This is a genomic window from Streptomyces sp. NBC_00464 (genome assembly GCF_036013915.1).
Lineage (GTDB): Bacteria > Actinomycetota > Actinomycetes > Streptomycetales > Streptomycetaceae > Streptomyces.
In genome coordinates, this window is record NZ_CP107899.1 from 5885631 (window position 1) to 5910652 (window position 25022).

Annotated in this window: 21 protein-coding genes; 20 read left to right on the forward strand and 1 reads right to left on the reverse strand. The window is 70.4% G+C overall.

Features of this window, described 5'->3' with window-relative positions:
• Positions 1-21 precede the first annotated feature (21 nt).
• The 16 genes from rsmH (at position 22) to OG912_RS26555 (ending at position 18073) form a co-directional block, all read left to right on the forward strand.
• Entirely contained in the window at positions 22-987 is a 966-nt protein-coding gene (rsmH, locus tag OG912_RS26480) for a 16S rRNA (cytosine(1402)-N(4))-methyltransferase RsmH (protein ID WP_327711547.1), read from the forward strand.
• Positions 988-1039: 52 nt separating this feature from the next.
• On the forward strand, positions 1040-1675 hold the full coding sequence (locus OG912_RS26485; protein ID WP_327711548.1) for a septum formation initiator: 636 nt from the start codon (positions 1040-1042) through the stop codon (positions 1673-1675).
• 4 nt (positions 1676-1679) lie between these two features.
• Positions 1680-3680, forward strand: a complete 2001-nt coding sequence (locus OG912_RS26490) for a peptidoglycan D,D-transpeptidase FtsI family protein (protein WP_327711549.1) — start codon at positions 1680-1682, stop codon at positions 3678-3680.
• A gap of 17 nt (positions 3681-3697) precedes the next feature.
• Complete coding sequence (locus OG912_RS26495; protein WP_327711550.1) at positions 3698-5416, forward strand: UDP-N-acetylmuramoyl-L-alanyl-D-glutamate--2,6-diaminopimelate ligase; 1719 nt, start codon at positions 3698-3700, stop codon at positions 5414-5416.
• Positions 5417-5420: 4 nt separating this feature from the next.
• Positions 5421-6827, forward strand: coding sequence for a UDP-N-acetylmuramoyl-tripeptide--D-alanyl-D-alanine ligase (locus OG912_RS26500; protein WP_327711551.1), 1407 nt, complete (start codon positions 5421-5423; stop codon positions 6825-6827).
• Positions 6824-7894: a phospho-N-acetylmuramoyl-pentapeptide-transferase gene (gene mraY / locus OG912_RS26505; protein ID WP_326735711.1), complete on the forward strand. Its 1071-nt coding sequence runs from the start codon at positions 6824-6826 to the stop codon at positions 7892-7894. The genes OG912_RS26500 and mraY overlap by 4 nt, the downstream gene beginning before the upstream one ends.
• Positions 7876-9309 (forward strand): UDP-N-acetylmuramoyl-L-alanine--D-glutamate ligase, encoded by a 1434-nt coding sequence (murD, locus tag OG912_RS26510; RefSeq protein WP_327711552.1) that lies wholly within the window; start codon positions 7876-7878, stop codon positions 9307-9309. Before mraY ends, murD begins: the two co-directional genes overlap by 19 nt.
• A 115-nt stretch (positions 9310-9424) precedes the next feature.
• The gene (ftsW, locus tag OG912_RS26515) at positions 9425-10867 is read left to right on the forward strand and encodes a putative lipid II flippase FtsW (RefSeq protein WP_327711553.1); all 1443 of its coding nucleotides are present in this window, start codon (positions 9425-9427) and stop codon (positions 10865-10867) included.
• 6 nt (positions 10868-10873) lie between these two features.
• Positions 10874-11968 carry an undecaprenyldiphospho-muramoylpentapeptide beta-N-acetylglucosaminyltransferase gene (gene murG / locus OG912_RS26520; RefSeq protein ID WP_148017738.1) on the forward strand — a complete coding sequence of 365 codons (1095 nt, stop codon included), beginning with the start codon at positions 10874-10876 and terminating at the stop codon, positions 11966-11968.
• Between the two features lie 50 nt (positions 11969-12018).
• Complete coding sequence (locus OG912_RS26525) at positions 12019-12813, forward strand: cell division protein FtsQ/DivIB (protein WP_327711554.1); 795 nt, start codon at positions 12019-12021, stop codon at positions 12811-12813.
• A 276-nt stretch (positions 12814-13089) separates the two neighbouring features.
• On the forward strand, positions 13090-14304 hold the full coding sequence (gene ftsZ, locus OG912_RS26530; protein WP_326735707.1) for a cell division protein FtsZ: 1215 nt from the start codon (positions 13090-13092) through the stop codon (positions 14302-14304).
• 17 nt (positions 14305-14321) lie between these two features.
• Positions 14322-15059 carry a peptidoglycan editing factor PgeF gene (gene pgeF, locus OG912_RS26535; protein ID WP_443061024.1) on the forward strand — a complete coding sequence of 246 codons (738 nt, stop codon included), beginning with the start codon at positions 14322-14324 and terminating at the stop codon, positions 15057-15059.
• A 6-nt stretch (positions 15060-15065) separates the two neighbouring features.
• Complete coding sequence (locus OG912_RS26540; RefSeq protein WP_327711556.1) at positions 15066-15785, forward strand: YggS family pyridoxal phosphate-dependent enzyme; 720 nt, start codon at positions 15066-15068, stop codon at positions 15783-15785.
• Between the two features lie 125 nt (positions 15786-15910).
• Entirely contained in the window at positions 15911-16522 is a 612-nt protein-coding gene (locus OG912_RS26545; RefSeq protein WP_136328319.1) for a cell division protein SepF, read from the forward strand.
• A gap of 71 nt (positions 16523-16593) precedes the next feature.
• Positions 16594-16878, forward strand: coding sequence for a YggT family protein (locus tag OG912_RS26550; RefSeq protein ID WP_326735704.1), 285 nt, complete (start codon positions 16594-16596; stop codon positions 16876-16878).
• Between the two features lie 49 nt (positions 16879-16927).
• Positions 16928-18073, forward strand: a complete 1146-nt coding sequence (locus OG912_RS26555; protein WP_148017746.1) for a DivIVA domain-containing protein — start codon at positions 16928-16930, stop codon at positions 18071-18073.
• Between the two features lie 276 nt (positions 18074-18349).
• Here the strand turns inward: OG912_RS26555 and ileS are convergent, their stop codons facing one another.
• Positions 18350-21499 carry an isoleucine--tRNA ligase gene (gene ileS, locus OG912_RS26560; RefSeq protein ID WP_327711557.1) on the reverse strand — a complete coding sequence of 1050 codons (3150 nt, stop codon included), beginning with the start codon at positions 21497-21499 and terminating at the stop codon, positions 18350-18352.
• Positions 21500-22054: 555 nt separating this feature from the next.
• Here ileS and OG912_RS26565 point away from each other — a divergent pair.
• Genes OG912_RS26565 through OG912_RS26580 form a run of 4 tightly spaced genes read left to right on the forward strand, consistent with a single transcriptional unit; the run spans position 22055 to position 24956 of the window.
• Complete coding sequence (locus tag OG912_RS26565; RefSeq protein ID WP_327711558.1) at positions 22055-22804, forward strand: TraR/DksA family transcriptional regulator; 750 nt, start codon at positions 22055-22057, stop codon at positions 22802-22804.
• A gap of 57 nt (positions 22805-22861) precedes the next feature.
• Positions 22862-23530, forward strand: coding sequence for a signal peptidase II (lspA, locus tag OG912_RS26570; protein ID WP_327711559.1), 669 nt, complete (start codon positions 22862-22864; stop codon positions 23528-23530).
• A 23-nt stretch (positions 23531-23553) separates the two neighbouring features.
• Positions 23554-24495 carry an RluA family pseudouridine synthase gene (locus tag OG912_RS26575; protein ID WP_327711560.1) on the forward strand — a complete coding sequence of 314 codons (942 nt, stop codon included), beginning with the start codon at positions 23554-23556 and terminating at the stop codon, positions 24493-24495.
• Positions 24492-24956, forward strand: coding sequence for a GNAT family N-acetyltransferase (locus tag OG912_RS26580; RefSeq protein WP_327711561.1), 465 nt, complete (start codon positions 24492-24494; stop codon positions 24954-24956). Before OG912_RS26575 ends, OG912_RS26580 begins: the two co-directional genes overlap by 4 nt.
• The last annotated feature ends 66 nt before the right edge of the window (positions 24957-25022 follow it).

The following is a 25022-nucleotide window of genomic DNA, read 5'->3' on the forward strand; positions in this document are numbered from 1 at the left end:
GACCTGAGCCTGAGAGGGCGCATGAGCCAGACCCGACACGTCCCGGTGATGCTCCAGCGGTGCCTGGACCTGTTGGCCCCGGCTCTGGAGGCACCGAGCCCCCAGCCGCCCGTGGTCGTCGACTGCACCCTGGGCCTCGGCGGACACAGCGAGGCGCTGCTCGCCGCCTTCCCCACCGCGAGGCTGATCGCGCTCGACCGGGACAAGGAGGCGCTGCGGCTATCCGGCGAGCGGCTCGCCCCCTACGGCGACCGCGCCACGCTGGTGCACGCCGTCTACGACGAACTGCCCGAGGTGCTCGCCCGGCTCGGCATTCCCAAGGTCCAGGGCGTTCTGTTCGACCTGGGCGTCTCCTCCATGCAACTGGACGAGGCCGACCGCGGATTCGCGTACGCCCAGGACGCCCCGCTCGACATGCGCATGGACCAGACGACAGGCATCGGCGCGGCCGAGGTGCTCAACACCTACGCGCCGGGTGAGCTGGTCCGGATCCTGCGCGCGTACGGCGAGGAGAAGCAGGCCAAGCGGATCGTCTCCGCCGTCGTGCGCGAACGCGAGAAGGAACCCTTCACCAACAGCGCCCGGCTCGTCGAGCTGATCCGTGACTCGCTGCCGCAGGCCGCCAAGCGCACCGGCGGCAACCCGGCCAAGCGAACCTTCCAGGCGCTGCGCATCGAGGTCAACGGCGAGCTCACCGTGCTGGAGCGGGCGATCCCGGCCGCGGTCGGGAGCCTCGCCGTCGGCGGGCGCATCGCCGTCCTGTCGTACCACTCGCTGGAGGACCGCCTGGTCAAGCAGGTGTTCGCGGCGGGCGCCGCCAACACCGCACCGCCCGGTCTGCCGGTCGTCCCCGAGCGCTACCAGCCCCGGCTCAAGCTGCTGACCCGCGGCGCCGAACTGCCCACCGAGGAGGAGGTCGCCGAGAACCGGCGCGCCGCCCCCGCCCGGCTGCGCGGAGCCCAGCGGATCCGCGAGGAGGAGCGATGAGCAGGGGGCGCCCGGAGACTTCGCGGCCCCGGCCCGGGGACGGAGCGGCGCGGTGAGCAAACCGGCCGGCCAGCTGAAAGGGCGCGCCGCACGGCTCAGCCGGCTGATGCCGTCCGGGCCGAGCAACGCCGCCCGGACCCCCTTCGTCCTGCTGGTCGTCCTGCTCCTGGGCGGCGGTCTGATCACCCTGCTGCTGCTGAACTCCGCGCTCAACGAAGGATCGTTCCGGCTGAGCGAGCTGAAGAAGCGCACCACCGGCCTCACCGACGATCAGCAGGCGCTCCAGCGCGACGTCGACAACGCCTCCGAACCCGACGCCCTGGCGCGGCGTGCACGGGAGCTGGGCATGGTCCCCGGCGGCAGCCCCGCCTTCCTCGACCCGAACGGCAAGGTCCGCGGCGTACCTTCCGCCGCCCGCGCCGCGCCGACCACCGCGGCGCCGAAGCCCGACATTCCCGAGTCGCCCCCCGCGGCCACCTCGTCGGCCTCGTCCTCGCCCCGCTCCACCCCCTCGCCCACCGCGTCGGGAACGCCCGCAGCGAAGCCCGGCGCAGCGAAGCCCGGCGCAGAGAAGCCCGGCGCGGCCAAGCCCGGCGCGTCCGCGACCGGCACCGCCCCGGCGAAGGCGAGCGCCTCCGCGAACGCGCGAACCCCGGCAGCACAGACCTCCACGAGCCCCGGCAGGTGACGTAGTGCCCTCCCAGGAACCACCGCGCCGCCGGGTACCCGGTCCCGCGCGCCCGCGTAACGCTGCGGGCCGCTCCGGCCGCCCCCGGCCCGCCGCCCGCCCCGAGCCGAGGCGACGGCCCTCGTCCGCACCGCCGCGCGGACGGACCCCGCGCAGCCGCTCCGGCCGTCCGCTGCGCCTCGGCAGCCCACGGCCGCGGCTGCGGCTGGTCAGCCTGGCCCTGGCCCTCGTCATGATCGCGTTCGTCGTACGGCTCCTCCAGGTCCAGGCCGTCGACGCCAACGCGTACGCGGCCAAGGCCGAGAAGAACCGCTACCTCAGCTACACCGTCGCCGCCGAGCGCGGCGAGATCACCGACCGCGGCGGCATCGCGCTGGCCACCAGTGTCGACGCGTACGACATCACCGCCGACCCCAAGATGTTCACGCCTGCCGACAGCAAGGCGCCCGACGCCCCCCAGCAGGCCGCCGCGCTCCTCGCGCCCATCCTCGGCGTCGAGGCGGCCGAACTGACGAAGAAGCTGTCGAAACCCAAGAGCCGCTACACCGTCCTGGCCCGTAGGCAGACCCCGCAGGTCTGGACGCAGATCAAGGACCTCAAGTCCGTATTCGCCGAGAAGGCCGCGAAGGACAAGGCGGCCGGCGGCAGCGGGGCCAATGTGCTGGCAGGTGTCTTCCAGGAGTCGACCACCAAACGCGTCTACCCCAACGGCGGTCTCGCCGCCGGGATACTGGGTTACGTCAATGCCGAGGGCAAGGGCGCGGGCGGCCTCGAATCGCAGCTGGACAAGGAGCTCGCGGGCGAGGACGGCACGATCAAGTACGCCCAGTCCGGCGGTCGCCGGGTGCCCACAGCGGGCACCAAGGAGGTGCCTGCCGTCGCCGGCTCCGACATCGAGCTGACCATCGACCGCGACATCCAGTGGGCGGCCCAGAAGGCCATCTCCGACCAGGTGGCGAAGTCCAAGGCCGACCGCGGCTACGTCGTCGTGCAGAACACCCGCACCGGCGAGGTCCTCGCCATGGCGAACTCCCCGGGCTTCGACCCGAACGACCTCTCGCAGGCCGACGCCGCCTCACTGGGCAACGCGGCGCTCCAGGACGTGTACGAGCCCGGCTCGACCAGCAAGGTCATGTCCATGGCCGCCGTACTGGAGGAGGGTGTCGCCACTCCCGGAACCCACGTCACCGTTCCCAACCGTCTGCACCGTGGCGACCGGCTCTTCAAGGACGACATCGACCACCCCACCTGGTACCTCACGCTCAACGGCGTACTCGCCAAGTCCAGCAACATCGGCACCATCCTGGCCACCGGACAGCTGGGGAAGACCCAGGCCGAGTCCAACAAGGTCCTCTACTCCTACCTGCGCAAGTTCGGCATCGGCTCACCGACCGGACTCGGCTACCCGGGTGAGACCGCGGGCATCCTCGCCAAGCCCCAGGACTGGTCGACCTCGCAGCAGTACACGATCCCGTTCGGCCAGGGCCTCTCGCTCAACGCCATGCAGGCCGCCTCGATCTACTCGACGATCGCCAACGACGGGGTCCGGATCGAACCGACCCTCGTCCGCGGCACCAAGGGCGCCGACGGCCGCTTCACCGCCGCGGAGGCTCCCGAGCAGACCCGGGTGGTCAGCAAGAAGACCGCCAAGACCCTCGCGAGCATGCTGGAGTCGGTCGTCGGCGACGAGGAGGGCACCGGAACGAAGGCCAAGATCCCCGGCTACCGCGTCGCGGGCAAGACCGGTACGGCCAACCGAGTCGATCCGGTACGCGGCGGCTACCACGGCTACACCGCCTCGTTCGCCGGATTCGCCCCCGCCGACAACCCTCAGATCACCGTCTACTGCGCCATCCAGAACCCCACCAAGGGCAGCTACTTCGGCGGCCAGATCTGCGGCCCCATCTACAAGCAGGTCATGGAATTCGCGCTGAAGACGCTGCAGACCGCACCCTCCGGCAGCGAGCCGGCCCGGCTGCCGGTGTCCTTCAAACCCGGCGAGTGAACTCGGGGAGACCCTCAGTGACAACCATCACCCCCGATCCAGGGAACCGGAACGGGAACCACCGCACCCCCGCCCCCTCACTTCGCGAGAGGCCCGGTACGCCCGGTACGCTCACCGCCGTGCCCCACGCTGAACAGTCCCGAACCACCCAGAAGGACGCCCCTGTGAACTACCCGGGAGCGCCCCGCCCGGATCGGCTGCGGCCGACCTCCCTGGTGACGCTGGCAGCCCGGCTGGGAGTCCAACCGCCGGGCAACGGAGAAGTCACCGGCATCACCCATGACTCCCGGGCCGTACGCCCCGGGGACGTGTACGCGGCGCTGCCGGGTGCCCGTCTGCACGGTGCCGACTTCACCGCCCAGGCCGCCGGTCTCGGCGCCGCAGCGATCCTCACCGATCCGGCGGGCGCCGAACGCGCCGCGGCCACCGGACTCCCGGTCCTGGTCACCGAGGACCCGCGCGGCCGGATGGGCGAACTCGCCGCCGAGATCTACGGACACCCCGGCGCCGACCTGCTCCAGATCGGCATCACCGGAACATCCGGCAAGACCACGACCGCCTACCTCATCGAGGGCGGCTTCCGCGGCGCCGGACGCGACACCGGTCTGATCGGCACCGTGGAGATGCGGATCGGCGACGAACGCATCAAGTCCGAGCGCACCACCCCCGAAGCCACCGATCTGCAGGCCCTGTTCGCCGTCATGCGCGAACGCGGCGTGGACGCGGTGACGATGGAGGTCTCCAGCCACGCCCTGGTGCTCGGCCGGGTCGACGGCTGCGTCTTCGACGTCGCGGTCTTCAACAACCTCAGCCCGGAGCACATGGAGTTCCACTCCGGCATGGAGGACTACTTCCAGGCGAAGGCGCGGCTGTTCACCCCGCAGCGCAGCAGGCAGGGCGTCGTCAACTACGACGACGAGTACGGCCGCCGGCTGATCACCGAGGCGTCCGTCCCCATCACCACGTTCTCCGCCGAGGGCCACCCGGACGCCGACTGGCGCGCCGAGGACGTCGAGGTGGGCCAGCTCGGCTCCACCTTCACCGTCGTCGGGCCCAAGGGCGAACGGGCCGCAGCCAAGGCTCCGCTGCCCGGCCCGTTCAACGTGGCCAACACCCTGGCCGCGATCGTCACCCTCGCCGTCGCGGGCATCGACCCGCAGGCCGCGGCCGACGGCGTCGCCGTGGTGCCCGGAGTGCCCGGCCGGCTGGAGCGGGTCGATGCCGGACAGCCGTACCTCGCACTCGTCGACTACGCGCACAAGACCGACGCCGTCGAGTCGGTACTGCGCTCCCTGCAGAAGGTCACCGAGGGCAAACTGCACATCGTCCTCGGCTGCGGCGGCGACCGCGACACCACCAAACGCGGCCCGATGGGCGCGGCAGCGGCCCGGCTCGCCGACACCGCCGTGCTGACCTCCGACAACCCCCGCTCCGAGGACCCCCTCGGCATCCTCGCCGCCATGCTCGCGGGCGCAGCCGAGGTACCCGTCCACGAACGCGGCGACGTCCTGGTCGATGCCGACCGGGCCGCCGCCATCGCGGCCGTCGTCGGCCGCGCCGCACCCGGCGACACCGTGCTGATCGCTGGCAAGGGCCACGAGCAGGGCCAGGACGTCCACGGCGTGGTGCGCCCCTTCGACGACCGGGTGGTCCTGCGTGCGGCCATCGAGCGGTCCCTGGGACACGAGAGCACCACCCACCGTGCCCCCACCCACGAGAACAACAGTCAGGGATGACCAAGTGATCGCCCTTTCCCTCGCCGAGATCACCGAAATCGTCGGCGGGCAGTCGTACGACATGCCGGATCCGGCAGTAACCGTCAGCGGGCCCGTCGTCATCGACTCCCGGGAGGTGAAGCAAGGCAGCCTCTTCGTCGCGTTCAACGGCGAACGCGTCGACGGCCACGACTACGCGCAGCGCGCCGTCGAGGCGGGTGCGGCCGTCGTCCTGGCCGCCCGTCCCGTCGGCGTTCCCGCGATCGTCGTCGACGACGTGGTGGCGGCGCTCGGCGCGCTCGCCCGCACCGTCGTCGGACGCCTCGGCACCACCGTCGTCGCCCTCACCGGATCCGCCGGCAAGACCTCCACCAAGGACCTGATCGCCCAGCTCCTGGAGCGCAAGGGCCCCACCGTCTACCCGGCGGGCAACCTCAACAACGAGATCGGTCTGCCGCTCACCGCCCTGCGTGCCACCGAGGAGACCCAGCACCTGGTCCTCGAAATGGGTGCCCGCTACATCGGCGACATCTGCTATCTCACCGGGCTCGTCCCGCCGCGGATCGGCCTCGTCCTCAACGTCGGCACCGCGCACATCGGCGAGTTCGGCGGCCGGGAACAGATCGCCAAGGCCAAGGGTGAGATGGTCGAGTCGCTCCCCGAGGACGGTGTAGCCGTACTCAACGCCGACGACCCGCTCGTCCGTGCCATGTCCTCCCGGACCAAGGCCCGGGTGCTGCTCTTCGGCGAAGCCGCGGATGCGGACGTACGGGGCGAGAACGTCCGGCTCACCGAGGACGGCCGCCCCGCGTTCAGGCTCCACACACCCACCGGGTGCAGCGATGTGACCATGCGCCTGTACGGTGAGCATCACGTGTCGAACGCGCTCGCCGCGGCCGCCGTCGCCCATGAGCTGGGCCTGTCCGCAGACGAGATCGCCGTGGCGCTCTCCGAGGCGGGCACCCTCTCCCGCTGGCGCATGGAGGTCACCGAGCGTCCGGACGGCGTGACGTTCGTCAATGACGCCTACAACGCCAACCCCGAATCCATGAAGGCCGCGCTGCGCGCGCTGGCCGCCATGGGGAGGGGGCGTCGTACGTGGGCGGTGCTCGGCCAGATGGCCGAGCTCGGCGACGCCTCGCTCACCGAGCACGACGCGGTCGGACGGCTTGCCGTCCGGCTCAACGTCAGCAAGCTCGTCGCGGTCGGGGGCAGAGAAGCCTCCTGGCTGCAACTGGGCGCATACAACGAGGGTTCGTGGGGTGAGGAGTCGGTGCATGTGTCCGACGCGCAGGCTGCCGTCGACCTGTTGCGCAGTGAACTGCGCCCGGGAGACGTCGTGCTGGTGAAGGCGTCCCGGTCGGTCGGCCTGGAGCAGGTCGCCATGGCACTGCTGGACAACGCGACCGAGGGCGAGGTCGCCGGCCGATGAGGCAGATCCTCTTCGCGGGGGCCATAGGGCTCTTCCTGACCCTGGTCGGTACCCCGCTCCTGATCAAGCTGCTGGCCCGCAAGGGATACGGGCAGTTCATCCGGGACGACGGGCCGCGCAGCCACGGATCGAAGAAGGGCACGCCCACCATGGGCGGCATCGCCTTCATCCTGGCGACGATCATCGCGTACGTCCTGGCCAAGGTGATCACCGGCGAGGACATGCGCTTCTCCGGCGTACTGGTCCTCTTCCTGATGGCCGGTATGGGAGTCGTCGGTTTCCTCGACGACTACATCAAGATCGTCAAGCAGCGTTCGCTGGGACTGCGGGCCAAGGCCAAGATGGCCGGCCAGCTGATCGTCGGCATCGCCTTCGCGGTGCTCTCGCTCCAGTTCGCCGACGCCCGCGGCAACACCCCCGCCTCCGACAAGCTCTCGTTCGTCGAGGACTTCGGCTGGTCGATCGGCCCGGTGCTCTTCGTGCTCTGGGCGCTCTTCATGATTCTCGCCATGTCCAACGGCGTGAACCTGACGGACGGTCTGGACGGCCTGGCCACCGGCGCGTCGGTGATGGTCTTCGGCGCGTACACCTTCATCGGGCTCTGGCAGTTCCAGGAGTCCTGCGCCAACGCGGCAACGCTCACCAACCCGAGCGCATGCTTCGAGGTGCGCGATCCACTCGACCTCGCAGTCGTGGCCTCGGCGCTGATGGGCTCCTGCTTCGGCTTCCTGTGGTGGAACACCTCACCCGCCAAGATCTTCATGGGTGACACCGGCTCCCTCGCCCTCGGCGGGGCGCTCGCCGGTCTGGCGATCTGCTCCCGCACCGAGTTCCTGATGGCGGTGCTCGGCGGCCTCTTCGTGATGATCACGATGTCCGTCGTCATCCAGGTCGGCTCGTTCAAGATGACCGGCAAGCGCGTCTTCCGGATGGCACCGCTCCAGCACCACTTCGAATTGAAGGGGTGGTCCGAAGTCCTTGTCGTGGTCCGCTTCTGGATCATCCAGGGCATGTGCGTGATCGTCGGCCTCGGCCTCTTCTACGCAGGATGGGCAGCCAAGAAGTGAGCAACGTGGACTGGCAGGGCAAGCACGTCACGGTCGCCGGACTCGGGGTCTCCGGGATCCCGGCGGCCCGGGTGCTGCACGGCCTCGGCGCCGTCGTCACCGTGGTCAACGACGGTGACGACGAGCGCTCCCGCGGCCAGGCCGCGGAGCTGGAGGCGCAGGGCATCACCGTGCGCCTCGGCGACGGGGCCACCCTGCCGAAGTCCACCGAGCTCATCGTCACCACCCCGGGCTGGCAGCCCGACAAGCCGCTCTTCGCCGCGGCCGCCGAGGCGGGCGTCCCCGTCTGGGGCGACGTCGAACTCGCCTGGCGGCTGCGCGGCCCCGGTGCCGCACCCTGGCTCGCGGTCACCGGTACCAACGGCAAGACCACGACCGTACGGATGCTCGCCTCGATCCTGGAGGCCGCCGGGCTGCGCACCGCCGCCGTCGGCAACATCGGGGTCTCGCTCCTGGACGCGGTCCTCGGCGAGGAGACGTACGACGTACTCGCCGTCGAGCTCTCCAGCTACCAGCTGCACTGGTCCCCCTCGCTGCGCGCCCACTCCGCCGCCGTACTCAACCTGGCCCCCGACCACCTCGACTGGCACGGCTCCATGGCGGCGTACGTCGCCGACAAGGGCCGGATCTACGAGGGCAACACCGTCGCCTGCGTCTACAACGTGGCGGACCCCGCCACCGAGGACCTGGTGCGTGAGGCGGACGTCGAGGAGGGCTGCCGGGCGATCGGCTTCACCCTCGGCACTCCCGGGCCCTCCCAGCTCGGGGTCGTCGACGGCATCCTCGTCGACCGTGCCTTCGTGACGAACCGGCAGAAGCAGGCCCAGGAGCTGGCCGAGGTCGCGGACGTCAACCCGCCCGCCCCGCACAACATCGCCAACGCGCTGGCCGCCGCGGCGCTGGCCCGGGCCTTCGGCGTGGAGCCCGCCGCCGTGCGCGACGGGCTGCGGGCCTTCCGCCCCGACCCGCACCGGATCGAGCACGTCGCGGACGTCGCCGGGGTCACGTACATCGACGACTCCAAGGCCACCAACACCCACGCCGCCGAGGCCTCCCTGGCGGCCTACGACCCGATCGTCTGGATCGCCGGAGGCCTGGCCAAGGGCGCCACCTTCGACGAGCTCGTGACGGGGTGTGCGAAGCGTCTGCGGGGCGTCGTGCTGATGGGCAAGGACCGGGCCGTGATCCGCGAAGCCCTCGCGCGACACGCGCCCGAGGTCCCGGTGACCGACCTCGACCGGACCGACACTGGGGCGATGTCCGAGGCGGTCCGCGAGGCGGCACGGCTCGCCCGGCCGGGAGACACCGTACTGATGGCCCCGGCCTGCGCCTCGATGGACATGTTCGTCAATTACAACAAGCGGGGCGAGGCCTTCGCGGACGCCGTCCGCGCACTCGCCGCCGAGAACGCCTGACGGGCCCGGCCTCCGCGCCGTACGGTCCCGGAGCACCCGGGTACGTACAGCTGTGCCGGGGCCGGGGCCCTCGGCGCCGAAGCCCCGGGCACGAGCAGTGGAGGGGACAGGGACCATGCCGGCCGAAGAGAGCTCTGCCGCACGCGGCGGGGACCGCTCACGGGCGATCCCGGCGATCAGCCGGGCGCTCCATCCGCCCCTCCTCGCGGCCGGGGGCGCACCGCTCCCCGCCGGCTTCGCCCTGCGTGTCCGGCCCGCCGCCGGCACCCGGCGGCCCCCGGCGGCCCGCTCCAGGACCTCCGGCAGCCCCCGTTCCCCCCGGGGCGGGGGAGCGCGGCGGCTGTACGAGCAGGCGCGCCGGGCCTGGGACCGCCCACTGACCGCCTACTACCTGATCCTGGGTGCGGGACTGCTCATCACCGTGCTCGGTCTGGTGATGGTCTACTCCGCCTCGATGATCAAGGCGCTGGAGCTCGGCAAGCCGGGCACGTACTTCTTCCGCAAGCAGTTCCTCGCCGCCGTCATCGGGGCCGGGCTGATGGCGGCCGCCGCCCGGATGCCCGTGAAGCTCCACCGGGCCCTGTCCTACCCGCTGCTGATGGGCGCCGTCTTCCTGATGGTGCTGGTCCAGGTGCCCGGGATAGGGATGTCGGTCAACGGCAACCGGAACTGGCTCTACCTGGGCGGCCCCTTCCAGCTCCAGCCCAGCGAGTTCGGCAAGCTGGCCCTCGTCCTGTGGGGTGCCGATCTGCTCGCCCGCAAGCAGGACAAACGGCTGCTGAACCAGTGGAAGCACATGCTCGTGCCGCTGGTCCCGGTCGCCTTCATGCTCCTCGGGCTGATCATGCTCGGCGGTGACATGGGCACTGCGATCATTCTCACGGCCATCCTGTTCGGCCTGCTCTGGCTGGCCGGGGCGCCCACCCGGCTGTTCGCCGGAGTGCTCGCCTCCGCCGGCCTGATCGCCTTCCTGCTGATCAAGACCAGTCCGAACCGGATGTCCCGGCTCGACTGCATGGGGGCCAGCGAACCCGGCCCCGGCGGCTCGTGCTGGCAGGCGGTGCACGGCATCTACGCTCTGGCGTCCGGCGGATGGTTCGGATCCGGGCTGGGTGCAAGTGTGGAAAAATGGGGCCAACTACCCGAACCGCACACCGACTTCATCTTCGCCATCACCGGGGAGGAACTGGGGTTGGCGGGGACGCTGTCGGTACTCGCCCTCTTCGCGGCTCTAGGCTATGCGGGTATCCGCGTGGCCGGACGCACGGAGGACCCCTTCGTGAGGTACGCAGCGGGAGGTGTGACCACCTGGATCACGGCTCAGGCCGTGATCAACATCGGTGCGGTGCTCGGCCTGCTGCCGATCGCCGGTGTCCCGCTCCCGCTGTTCTCCTACGGGGGGTCGGCCCTGCTGCCGACCATGTTCGCTGTCGGGTTGCTGATCGCGTTCGCGCGAGCGGATCCCGCAGCGAAGGCTGCCCTGGCCATGCGGAGGCCCGGGGTCAGATGGAAGACGATGAGACGGCGCGTCAAGAAGCGTCCGTCCGGAGAGCGGTGAATTTCGGTGCATGTCGTACTCGCCGGTGGGGGGACCGCCGGCCACATCGAGCCCGCGCTTGCCCTCGCCGACGCACTGCGGAGGCAGGACCCGAGCGTGGGAATCACCGCTCTCGGCACGGAGCGCGGACTCGAGACCAGGCTCGTACCCGAGCGGGGGTACGAACTCGCCCTGATCCCGGCCGTACCGCTGCCGCGCAAGCCCACCCCTGAACTCATCACTGTCCCGGGCCGGCTGCGCGGCACCATCAAGGCCGCCGAGCAGATCCTGGAGCGCACCAAGGCGGACTGCGTGGTCGGCTTCGGCGGCTATGTGGCGCTGCCCGGCTACCTCGCCGCCAAGCGTGCCGGGGTGCCGATCGTGGTGCACGAGGCCAACGCCCGGCCGGGCCTGGCCAACAAGATCGGTTCGCGGTACGCGCACGGGGTCGCCGTCTCCACCCCCGACAGCAAGCTGCGCGGTGCCCGCTACATCGGCATCCCGCTGCGCCGCACCATCGCCACTCTGGACCGGGCCCGGGTCCGCCCGGAGGCGCGTGCCGCCTTCGGTCTCGACCCCAACCTGCCGACGCTGCTGGTCTCCGGCGGCTCGCAGGGAGCCCGCCACCTCAACGAGGTGGTCCAGCGGGTGGCGCCGCTGCTTCAGCGCTCCGGGATCCAGATCCTGCACGTGGTCGGCCCGAAGAACGAAATGCCGCGCGTCGACAACATGCCCGGGATGCCGCCCTACATCCCGGTACCGTACGTGGACCGGATGGATCTCGCGTACGCCGCGGCGGACATGATGCTCTGCCGCGCGGGCGCGATGACCGTCGCCGAACTCTCCGCCGTCGGGCTCCCCGCCGCCTACGTCCCGTTGCCGATCGGCAACGGCGAACAGCGGCTGAACGCCCAGCCGGTGGTCAACGCCGGCGGCGGCCTGCTGGTGGACGACGCGGCGCTGACCCCCGAGTGGGTGCAGGGCAACGTCCTGCCGGTGCTGTCGGATCCGCACCGGCTGTACGAAATGTCCCGCGCCGCCGCCGAGTTCGGCCGCCGGGACGCCGACGATCTGCTGGTCGGCATGGTGTACGAGGCGATCGCCGCACGCCGAGGCGCGTGAGGCGGACGGGTCCGGGGGCGGCGCCCCCGGACCCGGCATAAGGAGCGAGCGTGGCCGGACCGACGACCGCCCAGCGCGGTGCAGGGCAGCAGAAGGACACTCGGGACCGCCCGCCGCGCGTGCCCGTGGAGGGGCGCCGGATGTCCCGGCGCACGCTGGTGATCGTGATCGCCGCAGCCGTGCTGCTGCTCGGCTCCGGCGCGGTCTGGGCGCTCTACGGTTCCTCCTGGCTCCGCGCCGAACAGGTCCGGATCACCGGTGTCGACGTGCTGACACCGGCCGAGGTGGAGACCGCGGCGGCGGTGCCCATGGGTGCCCCGCTGATCTCCGTCGACACGGACGCCGTGGCCGAGAGGTTGCGCCAGAAGTTGCCTCGTATCGACACAGTGGATGTCGTACGGTCATGGCCGCACGGCATCGGACTTAAAGTGACCGAACGACAGCCGGTCCTGTTGGTGAAAAAGGGTGCGAAGTTCATCGAAGTGGACGCCGAAGGCGTGCGTTTCGCCACGGTGGACAAGGCTCCCGGGCGCGTGCCTCTGCTGGAACTGACCCCTGGTCAGTCCGCGAGCCTGCGCCGATTCGGCAGCGACCGGCTGGTGCGGGAAGCAGTCCGGGTCGCGGGCGATCTTCCGGACGAAGTCGTCAAGGAGACAAAGGTCGTGCGGGTCATCTCGTACGATTCGGTCTCCCTGGGGCTCACCGGGGACCGCACGGTGATCTGGGGGAGCAGTGAAGAAGGTGCGGTGAAGGCGAAAGTCCTCACCGCTCTCATGAAAGCTGCCCCCAAAGCGGGACACTTCGACGTGAGTGCACCCACCGCTCCGGCGGTGTCGGGTAGTTGACGCACATTTAGCCTGGCCAGCACCCTGGTTGGTCAGCGCTACGGGTGATCACATAGGGTGAAAAGAAAAACGGGAGGTTCGGCGTGTTCGTTGAACGTGCGCCACTTGTCGACTTAGTGTCCTGTTCGGAAGAGTCCATGAAGCAGACACACTGGTAACCCTAAACTTCAACGTTAGGGTTTGGGTCGGCGTTCGGACCGTCCCAATCGGCATCCGTCGTCGCGGCGGGACTACCGCCACGCGACGACACGTAACTCGAGGCGAGAGGCCTTCGACGTGGCAGCACCGCAGAACTACCTCGCAGTCATCAAGGTCATCGGTGTCGGCGGCGGTGGTGTCAATGCCATCAACCGAATGATCGAGGTCGGTCTCAAGGGCGTCGAGTTCATCGCGATCAACACGGATGCGCAAGCCCTGTTGATGAGCGACGCCGACGTCAAGCTCGACGTCGGCCGTGAACTCACCCGTGGCCTCGGCGCCGGGGCGAACCCGGCCGTCGGTCGCAAGGCGGCAGAGGACCACCGTGAGGAGATCGAGGAGGTCCTCAAGGGGGCCGACATGGTCTTCGTCACCGCAGGAGAAGGCGGCGGCACCGGCACCGGTGGCGCACCCGTCGTCGCCAATATCGCGCGCTCGCTCGGCGCCCTGACGATCGGCGTGGTCACCCGCCCGTTCACCTTCGAGGGCCGGCGTCGCGCGAACCAGGCGGAGGACGGCATCGCCGAACTCCGCGAAGAGGTCGACACCCTCATCGTCATTCCCAACGACCGACTGCTGTCCATCTCGGACCGCCAGGTCAGCGTGCTCGACGCGTTCAAGTCGGCCGACCAGGTGCTGCTCTCGGGCGTCCAGGGCATCACCGACCTCATCACCACCCCGGGTCTGATCAACCTCGACTTCGCCGACGTCAAGTCGGTCATGTCCGAGGCCGGATCGGCGCTCATGGGCATCGGATCGGCCCGCGGCGACGACCGCGCGGTGGCCGCCGCGGAGATGGCGATCTCCTCGCCGCTCCTGGAGGCGTCCATCGACGGCGCCCGCGGTGTCCTGCTCTCCATCTCCGGCGGCAGCGACCTCGGTCTCTTCGAGATCAACGAGGCCGCCCAGCTGGTGAGCGAGGCGGCGCACCCCGAGGCGAACATCATCTTCGGTGCGGTCATCGACGACGCACTGGGCGACGAGGTCCGGGTCACCGTGATCGCGGCGGGCTTCGACGGCGGACAGCCGCCGGCCCGGCGGGAGAACGTCCTGGGTGCGAGCTCCACCAAGCGTGAGGAGCAGGCTGCGCCGGTCCGGGCCGCCGAGCCCGTGCGCCAGACGAGCGGACTGGGTTCCGTGCCCCCGCGCGAGGAGTCCCCGGTCCAGGCCGAGCCGGTTCCGGTGGCCCATGAGAGCCACCTGCCGCCGGTCGCCCCGCCGCACGTCCCGCCGGCCCGTCCCTACCAGGACTCCCAGGCCGAAGAGCTGGACGTTCCGGACTTCTTGAAGTGATAGGTCCGCATCACTCGGTGAACCACAAGGATTCTGTTTCTTCGGACGGCGGCGCTCACTTCTCCTTCACCGACAGGTGGGGCGGGGTGAGCGCCGCTCCGTACGCGGAGCTCAACCTCGGCGGCGCGGTCGGTGACGACCCCGCCGCCGTTCTCGCCAACCGGGAGCGCGCGGCGCGGGCCCGCGGACTCGATCCGGGGCAGGTCGTCTGGATGAACCAGGTGCACGGCCGGGAGGTCGCCGTGGTCGACGGACCCTGGGGCGAGGCCCGCGGGATTCCCGCCGTGGACGCGGTGGTGACCGCGCGGCGCGGACTCGCCCTCGCCGTACTCACCGCCGACTGCACCCCCGTACTGCTCGCCGACCCGGTCGCCGGAGTCGTCGCAGCAGCACACGCGGGCCGTCCCGGGCTGGTCGCCGGAGTCGTACCCGCCGCCGTCGGGGTCATGGTCGAACTCGGCGCGGATCCCTCCCGGATCACCGCCCGCACCGGGCCGGCCGTCTGCGGCCGGTGCTACGAGGTGCCGGCCGGAATGCGGGACGAGGTGGCGGCGGTCGTTCCCGCCTCGTGGTCCGAGACCAGCTGGGGCACCCCGGCGGTGGATGTCACCGCCGGAGTCCACGCGCAGCTGGCCGACCTCGGGGTCACCGACCGGCACATGTCGCCCTTCTGCACTCTCGAATCGGGCGACCACTTCTCGTACCGAGGCGACCGCACCACCGGGCGGCTCGCCGGATATGTCTGGTTGGACTGATAGGGCATGACGGACCGTAAGAGACAACTCACCGCGAATCTGGCACAGGTGGAGGAACGCATTGCTTCCGCCTGCGCCGCCGCCGGTCGCAAAAGGGAAGAGGTGACCCTCATCGTGGTCACCAAGACCTACCCCGCGAGCGATGTGCGGATCCTGCATGAACTCGGTGTGCGTCATGTCGCGGAGAATCGTGACCAGGATGCGGCTCCGAAATCCACCGAATGCGCGGATCTGTCCCTCACGTGGCACTTTGTCGGTCAATTGCAGACGAACAAGGTCCGATCCGTGGCGAGTTATGCCGATGTCGTGCAGTCGGTGGACCGGACGAAGCTGGTGACCGCGCTCTCCACCGCGGCCGGCCGCGGTGGCCGCGAACTCGGGTGTCTCATCCAGGTCGCGCTCGACGCGGAGAGCGGCGAGCGCGGTGAGCGCGGCGGCGTCGCACCCGACGGGATCGAGGAGTTGGCCGACGCGGTCGCATCGGCGCAAGGGCTGCGGCTGGACGGTCTGATGACCGTCGCGCCGCTCGCCGGGCCGTTCGCCGGAAGGCAACGTGCGGCGTTCGACCGGCTGATGGAATTCTCATCCCGGCTGCGCGGGAACCATCCGGCTGCGAACATGGTCTCTGCAGGGATGAGTGCGGACCTTGAGGACGCGGTTGCGGCCGGAGCGACACATGTGCGCGTCGGTACTGCGGTACTCGGAGTCCGACCCGGGCTCGGGTAACGTCGCCAAGCAAGTCGGACCACAGCAGAAAATATGGTCATTACCGCCTATGGCGGGCAGGCCACAGTGGATCGCGGGCACTTGGTGACAGATGCCGATCCACCACAGAGCGGAGGACTCAGAGCATGGCCGGCGCGATGCGCAAGATGGCGGTCTACCTCGGCCTCGTGGAGGACGATGGGTACGACGGTCCGGGGTTCGACCCCGACGACGAATTCGAACCCGAGCCGGAGCCCGAGCGCGACCGGCGCCGGCACCAGCCCGCGCATCAGGTGGAGCGGGAGCGGGACGAACCGGTACGAGTGGTGCAGCCTCCGGCGCAGCGGGAGCCGGTTCAGATTCCGGCGGAGAGAGAGCGACCCGCCCGAATCGCCCCCGTGGCATCCATCACACCTGAACGCCCGAACATGGAGAAGAACGCACCGGTGATCATGCCCAAGGTCGTGTCCGAGCGGGAGCCGTACCGCATCACCACGCTGCACCCCAGGACCTACAACGAGGCCCGTACCATCGGGGAACACTTCCGCGAGGGCACTCCGGTGATCATGAATCTCACGGAGATGGACGATACGGACGCGAAGCGACTTGTCGACTTTGCCGCGGGACTCGTCTTCGGTCTCCATGGCAGCATTGAACGCGTGACGCAGAAGGTGTTCCTGTTGTCGCCTGCTAACGTCGATGTCACGGCGGAGGACAAGGCCCGCATCGCAGAGGGCGGATTCTTCAACCAGAGCTGAGAACACGACACCGGGAACAACCCGGCCGCGAGGCCGGAGCTACGAGAGCCAGGGGAGAGGGAAGCGCGAGGATGGGCGTCGCACAAAGTGTTGTCTACATCGCGTTGATGTGTTTCCTCATCGTGCTGATCTTCCGGCTGGTCATGGACTACGTCTTCCAGTTCGCACGTTCATGGCAGCCGGGCAAGCCGATGGTGGTCGTCCTTGAGGCCACCTACACGGTCACCGATCCACCGCTGAAGCTCCTGCGGCGGTTCATTCCGCCGCTGCGCCTCGGGGGCGTGGCACTCGACCTGTCCTTCTTCGTTCTGATGATCATCGTTTCCATCTTGATCACCCTCGTGACCAAGCTGTGAGCGATACGGTCCTGCCGACTGCCGACGACTACGTAGAGGTGAAGAAGAGATGCCGCTGACCCCCGAGGACGTGCGGAACAAGCAGTTCACGACGGTCCGCCTTCGAGAAGGCTATGACGAGGACGAGGTCGATGCCTTCCTCGACGAGGTCGAGTCCGAGCTGACCCGCCTGCTCCGTGAGAACGAGGACCTGCGCGCCAAGCTGGCCGCCGCCACGCGTGCCGCCGCGCAGAACCAGCAGCAGCAAGGTATGCGCAAGCCGGAGCCGCAGGACCGTCCCGGTGCACCTGTGCCCGCCGCCATATCTGGTCCGCCGGTCCAGCAGCAGCAGCCCCCGCAGATGGGTCCGCCCCAGCTGCCCGGTGGTGCTCCTCAGCTGCCGGCCGGTCCCAGCGGCCACGGCCCCCAGGGGCCGCACGGCCCCGGTCCGCAGGGCCCGCACGGCCCCGGCCCGATGCAGGGCGGTCCCATGGGTGGACCGATGGGTGGTCCCATGGGTGGCCACAACCCGCAGCAGCAGCAGATGCAGCAGATGCAGCAGCAGCAGCCGCCGCAGATGCAGCAGCAGGGCCCCGGTGGCGACAGTGCCGCCCGTGTCCTCTCCCTGGCGCAGCAGACCGCCGACCAGGCGATCGCGGAGGCCCGTTCCGAGGCCAACAAGATCGTCGGCGAGGCGCGCAGCCGTGCCGAGGGCCTGGAGCGCGACGCACGTGCCAAGGCGGACGCCCTGGAGCGGGACGCGCAGGAGAAGCACCGCGTGGCGATGGGCTCGCTGGAGTCGGCCCGCGCGACGCTTGAGCGCAAGGTCGAGGACCTGCGTGGCTTCGAGCGCGAGTACCGGACCCGTCTGAAGTCCTACCTGGAGAGCCAGCTGCGTCAGCTGGAGACCCAGGCCGACGACTCGCTGGCTCCGCCGCGGACGCCGGCGGCCGCTTCGCTGCCGCCGTCGCCCTCGCTGGCTCCGGCCGGTGCGGGTGCCATGGGTCACACCATGGGCGGTAACCACGGCGGTCACGGCAACCAGCAGATGGGCGGCAACCCGTCCATGGGCGGTGGCCCCTCGTACGGCGGCCAGCAGCAGATGTCGCCGGCGATGACCCAGCCGATGGCACCGGTGCGGCCGCAGGCGCCGCAGCCGATGCAGCAGGCGCCTTCGCCGATGCGCGGGTTCCTGATCGACGAGGACGACAACTGAGCGGGTCGCGCTCGCTGAGCGCGTAGCCGTCGGCAGGCGAAGGGCCGGGCCCCGGGGTTTCCCCGGGGCCCGGCCCTTTGCCGTGGGCGGGTGCGGGTGCGGTGGGGCTGTGGGTGGCCGCTGCGCGGGGCTTGTCCCCTGCCCGCCCCTTCCCGTACCCGGGGGCTCCGCCCCCGGACCCCCGCGCCTCAAACGCCGGCGGGGCTGGATTGAGCGGCCGAGACGCAGAGGGCCCGGCCGGAACGTGTCCGGCCGGGCCCTTTGCGCGCTGCGTGGCTACCGCTCCGTCTTGCGGAGGCGGAACGTCAGGGCCAGGCCCTCGTCCTCGAAGGGCTCGCCGTATGCCGTGTCCGCCTCGCCCTCGGCGTAGTCCAGGGCAAGGACCTCGTCAGCGATCAGGTTCGCGTGCTCGGTCAGGGCCTCGGCCGTCGCGGGCGACGTGGACGTCCAGCGGACGGCGATGCGGTCCGCCACGTCCAGGCCGCTGTTCTTGCGGGCCTCCTGGATCAGCCGGATCGCGTCACGGGCCAGGCCCGCACGCCGCAGCTCCGGGGTGATCTCCAGGTCCAGGGCGACCGTGGCGCCGGAGTCGGACGCGACCGACCAGCCCTCGCGCGGGGTCTCCGTGATGATGACCTCGTCGGGGGCCAGGGTGACCTGCTCCCCGTCGACCTCGACCGACGCCGTGCCCTCGCGCAGGGCCAGCGAGAGCGCCGCCGCGTCCGCGTCGGCGACGGCCTTCGCCACCGCCTGGACGCCCTTGCCGAACCGCTTGCCCAGGGCCCGGAAGTTCGCCTTCGCCGTCGTGTCGACCAGCGAGCCGCCCACCTCGGACAGGGAGGCCAGCGAGGAGACGTTCAGCTCCTCCGTGATCTGCCCGTGCAGTTCGGGGGAGAGGGCCTCGAAGCCCGAGGCCGCGACCAGGGCGCGCGACAGCGGCTGGCGGGTCTTGACGCCCGACTCGGCACGCGTGGCGCGTCCCAGCTCGACCAGGCGGCGGACCAGGGCCATCTGCGTGGAGAGGCTCGGGTCGATCGCCGACAGGTCCGCCTTCGGCCACGTGGAGAGGTGCACCGAGGCGGGGGCGTCCGGCGTGACCGGCGCGACGAGGTCCTGCCACACCCGCTCGGTGATGAACGGGGTCAGCGGGGCCATCAGCCGGGTGACCGTCTCGATGACGTCGTGCAGGGTGCGCAGCGCCGCCTTGTCGCCCTGCCAGAAGCGGCGGCGGGAGCGGCGTACGTACCAGTTGGACAGGTCGTCGACGAACGCGGACAGCAGCTTGCCGGCACGCTGGGTGTCGTAACCCTCCAGCGCCTGGGTGACCTGGTCGACCAGGGCGCCCAGCTCGCTCAGCAGCCAGCGGTCCAGGACCGTGCGGTCGGCCGGTGCCGGGTCGGCGGCCGAGGGCGCCCAGTCCGACGTACGGGCGTACAGGGCCTGGAAGGCGACCGTGTTCCAGTAGGTGAGGAGCGTCTTGCGGACGACCTCCTGGATCGTGCCGTGGCCGACGCGCCGCGCCGCCCACGGGGAGCCGCCCGCCGCCATGAACCAGCGGACCGCGTCGGCGCCGTGCTGGTCCATCAACGGGACCGGCTCCAGGGTGTTGCCCAGGTGCTTGGACATCTTCCGGCCGTCCTCGGCGAGGATGTGGCCCAGGCACACCACGTTCTCGTAGGACGACTTGTCGAAGACCAGCGTGCCGACCGCCATCAGCGTGTAGAACCACCCGCGCGTCTGGTCGATGGCCTCCGAGATGAACTGCGCCGGGTAGCGGCTCTCGAAGATCTCCTTGTTCTTGTGCGGGTAGCCCCACTGCGCGAACGGCATCGAGCCCGAGTCGTACCAGGCGTCGATGACCTCGGGGACGCGGTACGCCTCCAGCTGGCAGCTCTCGTGGGAGCAGGTGAAGGTGATCTCGTCGATGAACGGCCGGTGCGGGTCCAGGCCGGAGAGATCGGTGCCGGTCAGCTCGCTCAGTTCGGCACGCGAGCCGATGCAGGTGAGGTGGTTGTCCTCGCAGCGCCAGATCGGCAGCGGCGTGCCCCAGTAGCGGTTGCGGGACAGGGCCCAGTCGACGTTGTTGTTCAGCCAGTCACCGAAGCGGCCGTTCTTGACCGAGTCCGGGAACCAGTTGGTCTTCTCGTTCTCTTCGAGGAGCCGGTCCTTGACCGCGGTCGTGCGGATGTACCAGGACGGCTGCGCGTAGTAGAGCAGCGCGGTGTGGCAGCGCCAGCAGTGCGGGTAGCTGTGCTCGTACGGGACGTGGCGGAAGAGCTTGCCGCGCGCGGCCAGATCCTCGGTGAGCGTCTCGTCGGCCTTCTTGAAGAAGACGCCGCCGACCAGCGGCACGTCCTCCTCGAAGGTGCCGTCGGGGCGGATCGGGTTGACCACCGGAAGGCCGTACGCCTTGCAGACCAGGAGGTCGTCGGCGCCGAAGGCGGGGGACTGGTGGACCAGACCCGTGCCGTCCTCGGTCGTCACGTACTCGGCGTTGACGACGTAGTGGGCCTCGGCCGGGAAGTCGATCAGGGCGAAGGGGCGCTCGTAGGTCCAGCGCTCCATCTCGCGGCCCGTGAAGGACTCACCGGTGAGCTCCCAGCCCTCGCCCAGCGCCTTCTCGACGAGCGGCCGGGCGACGACCAGCTTCTCCTCGCCGTTCGTCGCGACGACGTACTCGACCTCGGGGTGCGCGGCGACGGCCGTGTTGGAGACCAGGGTCCAGGGGGTCGTCGTCCAGACCAGGAGGGCCGCCTCGCCGGCCAGCGGGCCGGAGGTCAGCGGGAAGCGTACGAAGACCGAGGGGTCGACGACGGTCTCGTACCCCTGGGCCAGCTCGTGGTCGGAGAGGCCGGTGCCGCAGCGGGGGCACCAGGGGGCGACGCGGTGGTCCTGGGTGAGCAGGCCCTTGTTGAAGATCTCCTTCAGGGACCACCACACGGACTCGACGTACTCGGGGTCCATCGTGCGGTACGCGTCGTCGAGGTCGACCCAGTAGCCCATCCGGGTGGTGAGCTCGGTGAAGGCGTCGGTGTGCCGGGTCACGGACTCGCGGCACTTGGCGTTGAACTCGGCGATGCCGTACGCCTCGATGTCCTTCTTGCCGTTGAAGCCCAGCTCCTTCTCGACCGCGAGCTCGACCGGCAGACCGTGGCAGTCCCAGCCGGCCTTCCGGCCGACGTGGTAGCCCTGCATGGTGCGGAAGCGCGGGAAGACGTCCTTGAAGACGCGGGCCTCGATGTGGTGGGCGCCCGGCATGCCGTTGGCGGTCGGCGGGCCCTCGTAGAAGACCCACTCGGGGCGGCCCTCGGACTGTTCGAGGCTCTGGTCGAAGACCTTGTTCTCGCGCCAGAAGTCGAGCACGGCGTGCTCCAGCGCGGGCAGGTCGACCTGGGCGGGTACCTGGCGGTACTGCGGCGATGTCATGTGCGGGCTTCCTCCGGCGGACGTATTCCACTTCCGTCGGAGGGACGAGAACCGTTGCCGGATCCCGCGGTACCACCCTCCTTGGCCCCGGGCGTGCCGCCCGTGGCCCCCTCATTGGGGTGCGATGCCGGTTCTACTGGCCCTGGGCCGGTGGGGCGGAGCCCACTGTCCCGAGCTTTCTTCCGGCGGCTCCGGGGTGATCTTCACGACGCGCTCGCCCCCGGGCTCCCACCGTCCCCGGGTCGCTCTGGGCTGCGTACGACGCTACTCGTCCCATCCATGCCTCTCGCTGAGGCCAGTGTACGGGCCCCGGGATGCGGCGGCCGACCGGTTTTCCGGCGGCCCCGGCGTGACCCGAATGGCCAGACGGGCGTAACGGCTCCCGGCACCGCCCGGCGGGCGGCCGGAAGGCGGATTACCGGGCGGGGAGCTGGGCACAACGGATTCAGGCGTGTGGTGATCCGGACACGGGGAGAGGCGATGCGGCGGCGTGCCCCGTTGCCGCGGGGCTGGGGTCGACTTATCGTCCCAGCACGACTCGCGAGCAAGATCACAATGCGTGAAGGGGCCGCGGCCATGGTGGCGAAGAAGACGTCCGACGCGAACGCGGGGACCGGGCCGGAGGACGCGGCGGCGAGGACCACCGGGGCCGCGAAGGCCGCGAAGAAGACCACGAAGAAGGCGGCCAAGAAGGCGGTCAAGAAGGCGGCGGCCAAGAAGACCGCCGCCGGGAAGACCACGGCCGCGAAGGCTTCGAAGAAGGCCGCGTCGGCGGCCACGGGGGCGGCCGAGGCCGCCGAGCAGACAGGAGCCCACACGGTGGTAGCCAAGAAGAGCGCGGCCAGGACCAGGCCGGCCGGCCGGAGCGCGGCACCCGTGCCCCCGGCGCGGGCCGCGGCGACGGCCCCGGGGGAGCTGGCCGTGCGGCCGGGAGAGGACCCCTGGACGCCGGAGGAGGTCTCGGCCGCCCGCACCGAGCTGACCGGCGAGATCACGCGGCTGCGCAATGAGCTGGAGGCCTCGGGACTGGCGCTGGCCGGGCTGATGCGGGACTCCGGCGACGGGGCGGGTGACGACGAGGCGGACACCGGCACCAAGAACATCACCCGCGAGCACGAGATGTCGCTCGCCGCCAACGCCCAGGAGATGCTGGAGCAGACCGAACGGGCCCTGGCCCGGCTCGACGCGGGCACGTACGGACTCTGCGAGATCTGCGGCAATCCGATCGGCAAGGCGCGGATGCAGGCGTTCCCCCGGGCCACCCTCTGTGTCGAGGACAAGCAGAAGCAGGAGCGACGCGGCTGATCCCCACGGGTGTGTCGTACCCTCGTCCTCAGTCGGGAACTAGGTTGAGGGACTCACGTGGCAGAGGCGGAGCGCATCATCGGTACGCCGGACATCCCCGAGGCTGAGGGACACGAAGGAGCCGAGCCGGAGAAGGCGGCGGCGGGCGGGTCCCCGGAGGCCGTCGAGCCGGACGGGCAGGACGCCGGTGCGGCGGAGGACGGGGACGGGTCGACCGCGGTCGACCGTTCGCCGGCCACGCGTCGGCGCCGGATCATCCTGCTCTTCTGCGTCGCCGTGCTCGCCTACCTGCTGGACCTGGGCAGCAAGATGCTCGTGGTGGCGAAGCTGGAGCACCAGGAGCCGATCGAGATCTTCGGCGACTGGCTCAGGCTCGACGCGATCCGCAACGCGGGCGCCGCGTTCGGCCTCGGCGAGGCCTTCACGATCATCTTCACCATCATCGCGGCGACCGTCATCGTGGTGATCGCGCGGCTCGCGCGCAAGCTCTACAGCCTGCCGTGGGCCATCGCGCTCGGTCTCCTGCTCGGCGGGGCGCTCGGCAACCTCACCGACCGCATCTTCCGCGCGCCCGGCGTGTTCGAGGGCGCGGTGGTGGACTTCATCGCTCCCGCCCACTTCGCAGTCTTCAATCTGGCGGACTCCGCGATCGTCTGCGGAGGCATCCTGATCGTGCTGCTGTCCTTCAAGGGCCTGGACCCCGACGGCACCGTGCACAAGGACTAGGACGCGCAAGGCATACTCGACAGGTGAGTACGCATCCCGAGACCCGAACCCTGCCCGTACCCGATGGCCTGGAAGGCGAGCGTGTCGACGCCGCCATTTCCCGCATGTTCGGTTTCTCCCGCACCAAGGCCGCAGAGCTGGCCGCCGCCGGGAAGGTACAGGTGGACGGTTCGGTGGTCGGGAAGTCCGAGCGGGTGCACGGCGGTGCCTGGCTGGAAGTGGAGATGCCGCAGGCACCCGCTCCGGTGCAGATCGTCGCCGAGCCCGTCGAGGGCATGGAGATCGTCCACGACGACGACGACATCGTCGTGATCATGAAGCCGGTCGGCGTCGCCGCGCACCCGAGCCCCGGCTGGACCGGCACCACCGTCATCGGCGGTCTCGCCGCAGCCGGGTACCGGATCTCGACGTCGGGCGCCGCCGAGCGCCAGGGCATCGTGCACCGGCTCGACGTCGGCACCTCCGGGCTGATGGTCGTCGCCAAGTCCGAGCGTGCCTACACCCTGCTGAAGGCCCAGTTCCGCGACCGGGTCGTCGACAAGAAGTACCACGCGCTGGTCCAGGGCCACCCGGACCCGATGAGCGGCACCATCGACGCCCCCATCGGCCGCCACCCCACCCACGACTACAAGTGGGCCGTCGTCGCCGAGGGCAAGCCGTCGGTGACGCACTACGACCTGATCGAGGCGTACCGCGCCGCCAGCCTCCTGGACATCAAGCTGGAGACGGGCCGTACGCACCAGATCCGGGTGCACATGTCCGCTCACCGCCACCCCTGCGTCGGCGACCTGACCTACGGCGCCGACCCGACCATGGCCAAGCGCCTCGGCCTGACCCGGCAGTGGCTGCACGCGGTGCGGCTCGGCTTCGAGCACCCCGCGGACGGCAGCTGGGTGGAGTTCGCCAGCACCTACCCGGACGACCTCCAGCAGGCCCTCGACCGGATCGCGGCAGAGAGCGAATGACCGCCTACACCACCCGCACGGTCACCGGTGAGCAGGACCGTGCCGCCTGCTTCCGGATCCGCAAGGACGTCTTCGTCGGCGAGCAGAACGTGCCCGAGGAGATCGAGTACGACGCCTACGACGCGGTCGCGGTGCACGTCATCGCCGTCGCCGCGGACGGCACGGCACTCGGCACCGGACGGTTGCTGCACGGCCCCGGCACGGAAGGGAAGACCGGCGGCGACCTCACCGTCGGCTCGCTCGGCCGGCTCGCGGTGACCAGTGGGGCGCGCGGCCTCGGGGTCGGCGCGGCGCTGGTGCGGGCCATCGAGGACGCCGCCCGCGAACTCGGCCTGGCCGCCGTCGACCTGCATGCCCAGACGCATGCGCTCGGCTTCTACGAACGGCTCGGATACGTGGCGTACGGCCCCGAGTTCCCGGACGCGGGCATCGCGCACCGGGCGATGCGCCGGACGGTCTGACACTCCGGCTCACCCCCCTGGCCTCGGCGTACGCGGGGCACATGGCAGGCTGAGGGTCTTGGCCGT

Bases quoted from the DNA above. Each gene is read 5' to 3' on its own strand.
- mraY (WP_326735711.1), top strand. From the start codon at position 6,824: ATGAGGCAGATCCTCTTCGCGGGGGCCATAGGGCTCTTCCTGACCCTG.
- murD (WP_327711552.1), top strand. From the start codon at position 7,876: ATGGGCAGCCAAGAAGTGAGCAACGTGGACTGGCAGGGCAAGCACGTC.
- OG912_RS26545 (WP_136328319.1), top strand. From the start codon at position 15,911: ATGGCCGGCGCGATGCGCAAGATGGCGGTCTACCTCGGCCTCGTGGAG.
- OG912_RS26565 (WP_327711558.1), top strand. From the start codon at position 22,055: ATGCGTGAAGGGGCCGCGGCCATGGTGGCGAAGAAGACGTCCGACGCG.
- OG912_RS26540 (WP_327711556.1), top strand. From the start codon at position 15,066: ATGACGGACCGTAAGAGACAACTCACCGCGAATCTGGCACAGGTGGAG.
- OG912_RS26550 (WP_326735704.1), top strand. From the start codon at position 16,594: ATGGGCGTCGCACAAAGTGTTGTCTACATCGCGTTGATGTGTTTCCTC.
- OG912_RS26580 (WP_327711561.1), top strand. From the start codon at position 24,492: ATGACCGCCTACACCACCCGCACGGTCACCGGTGAGCAGGACCGTGCC.
- rsmH (WP_327711547.1), top strand. From the start codon at position 22: ATGAGCCAGACCCGACACGTCCCGGTGATGCTCCAGCGGTGCCTGGAC.
- OG912_RS26555 (WP_148017746.1), top strand. From the start codon at position 16,928: ATGCCGCTGACCCCCGAGGACGTGCGGAACAAGCAGTTCACGACGGTC.
- ileS (WP_327711557.1), bottom strand. From the start codon at position 21,499: ATGACATCGCCGCAGTACCGCCAGGTACCCGCCCAGGTCGACCTGCCC.
- ftsW (WP_327711553.1), top strand. From the start codon at position 9,425: ATGCCGGCCGAAGAGAGCTCTGCCGCACGCGGCGGGGACCGCTCACGG.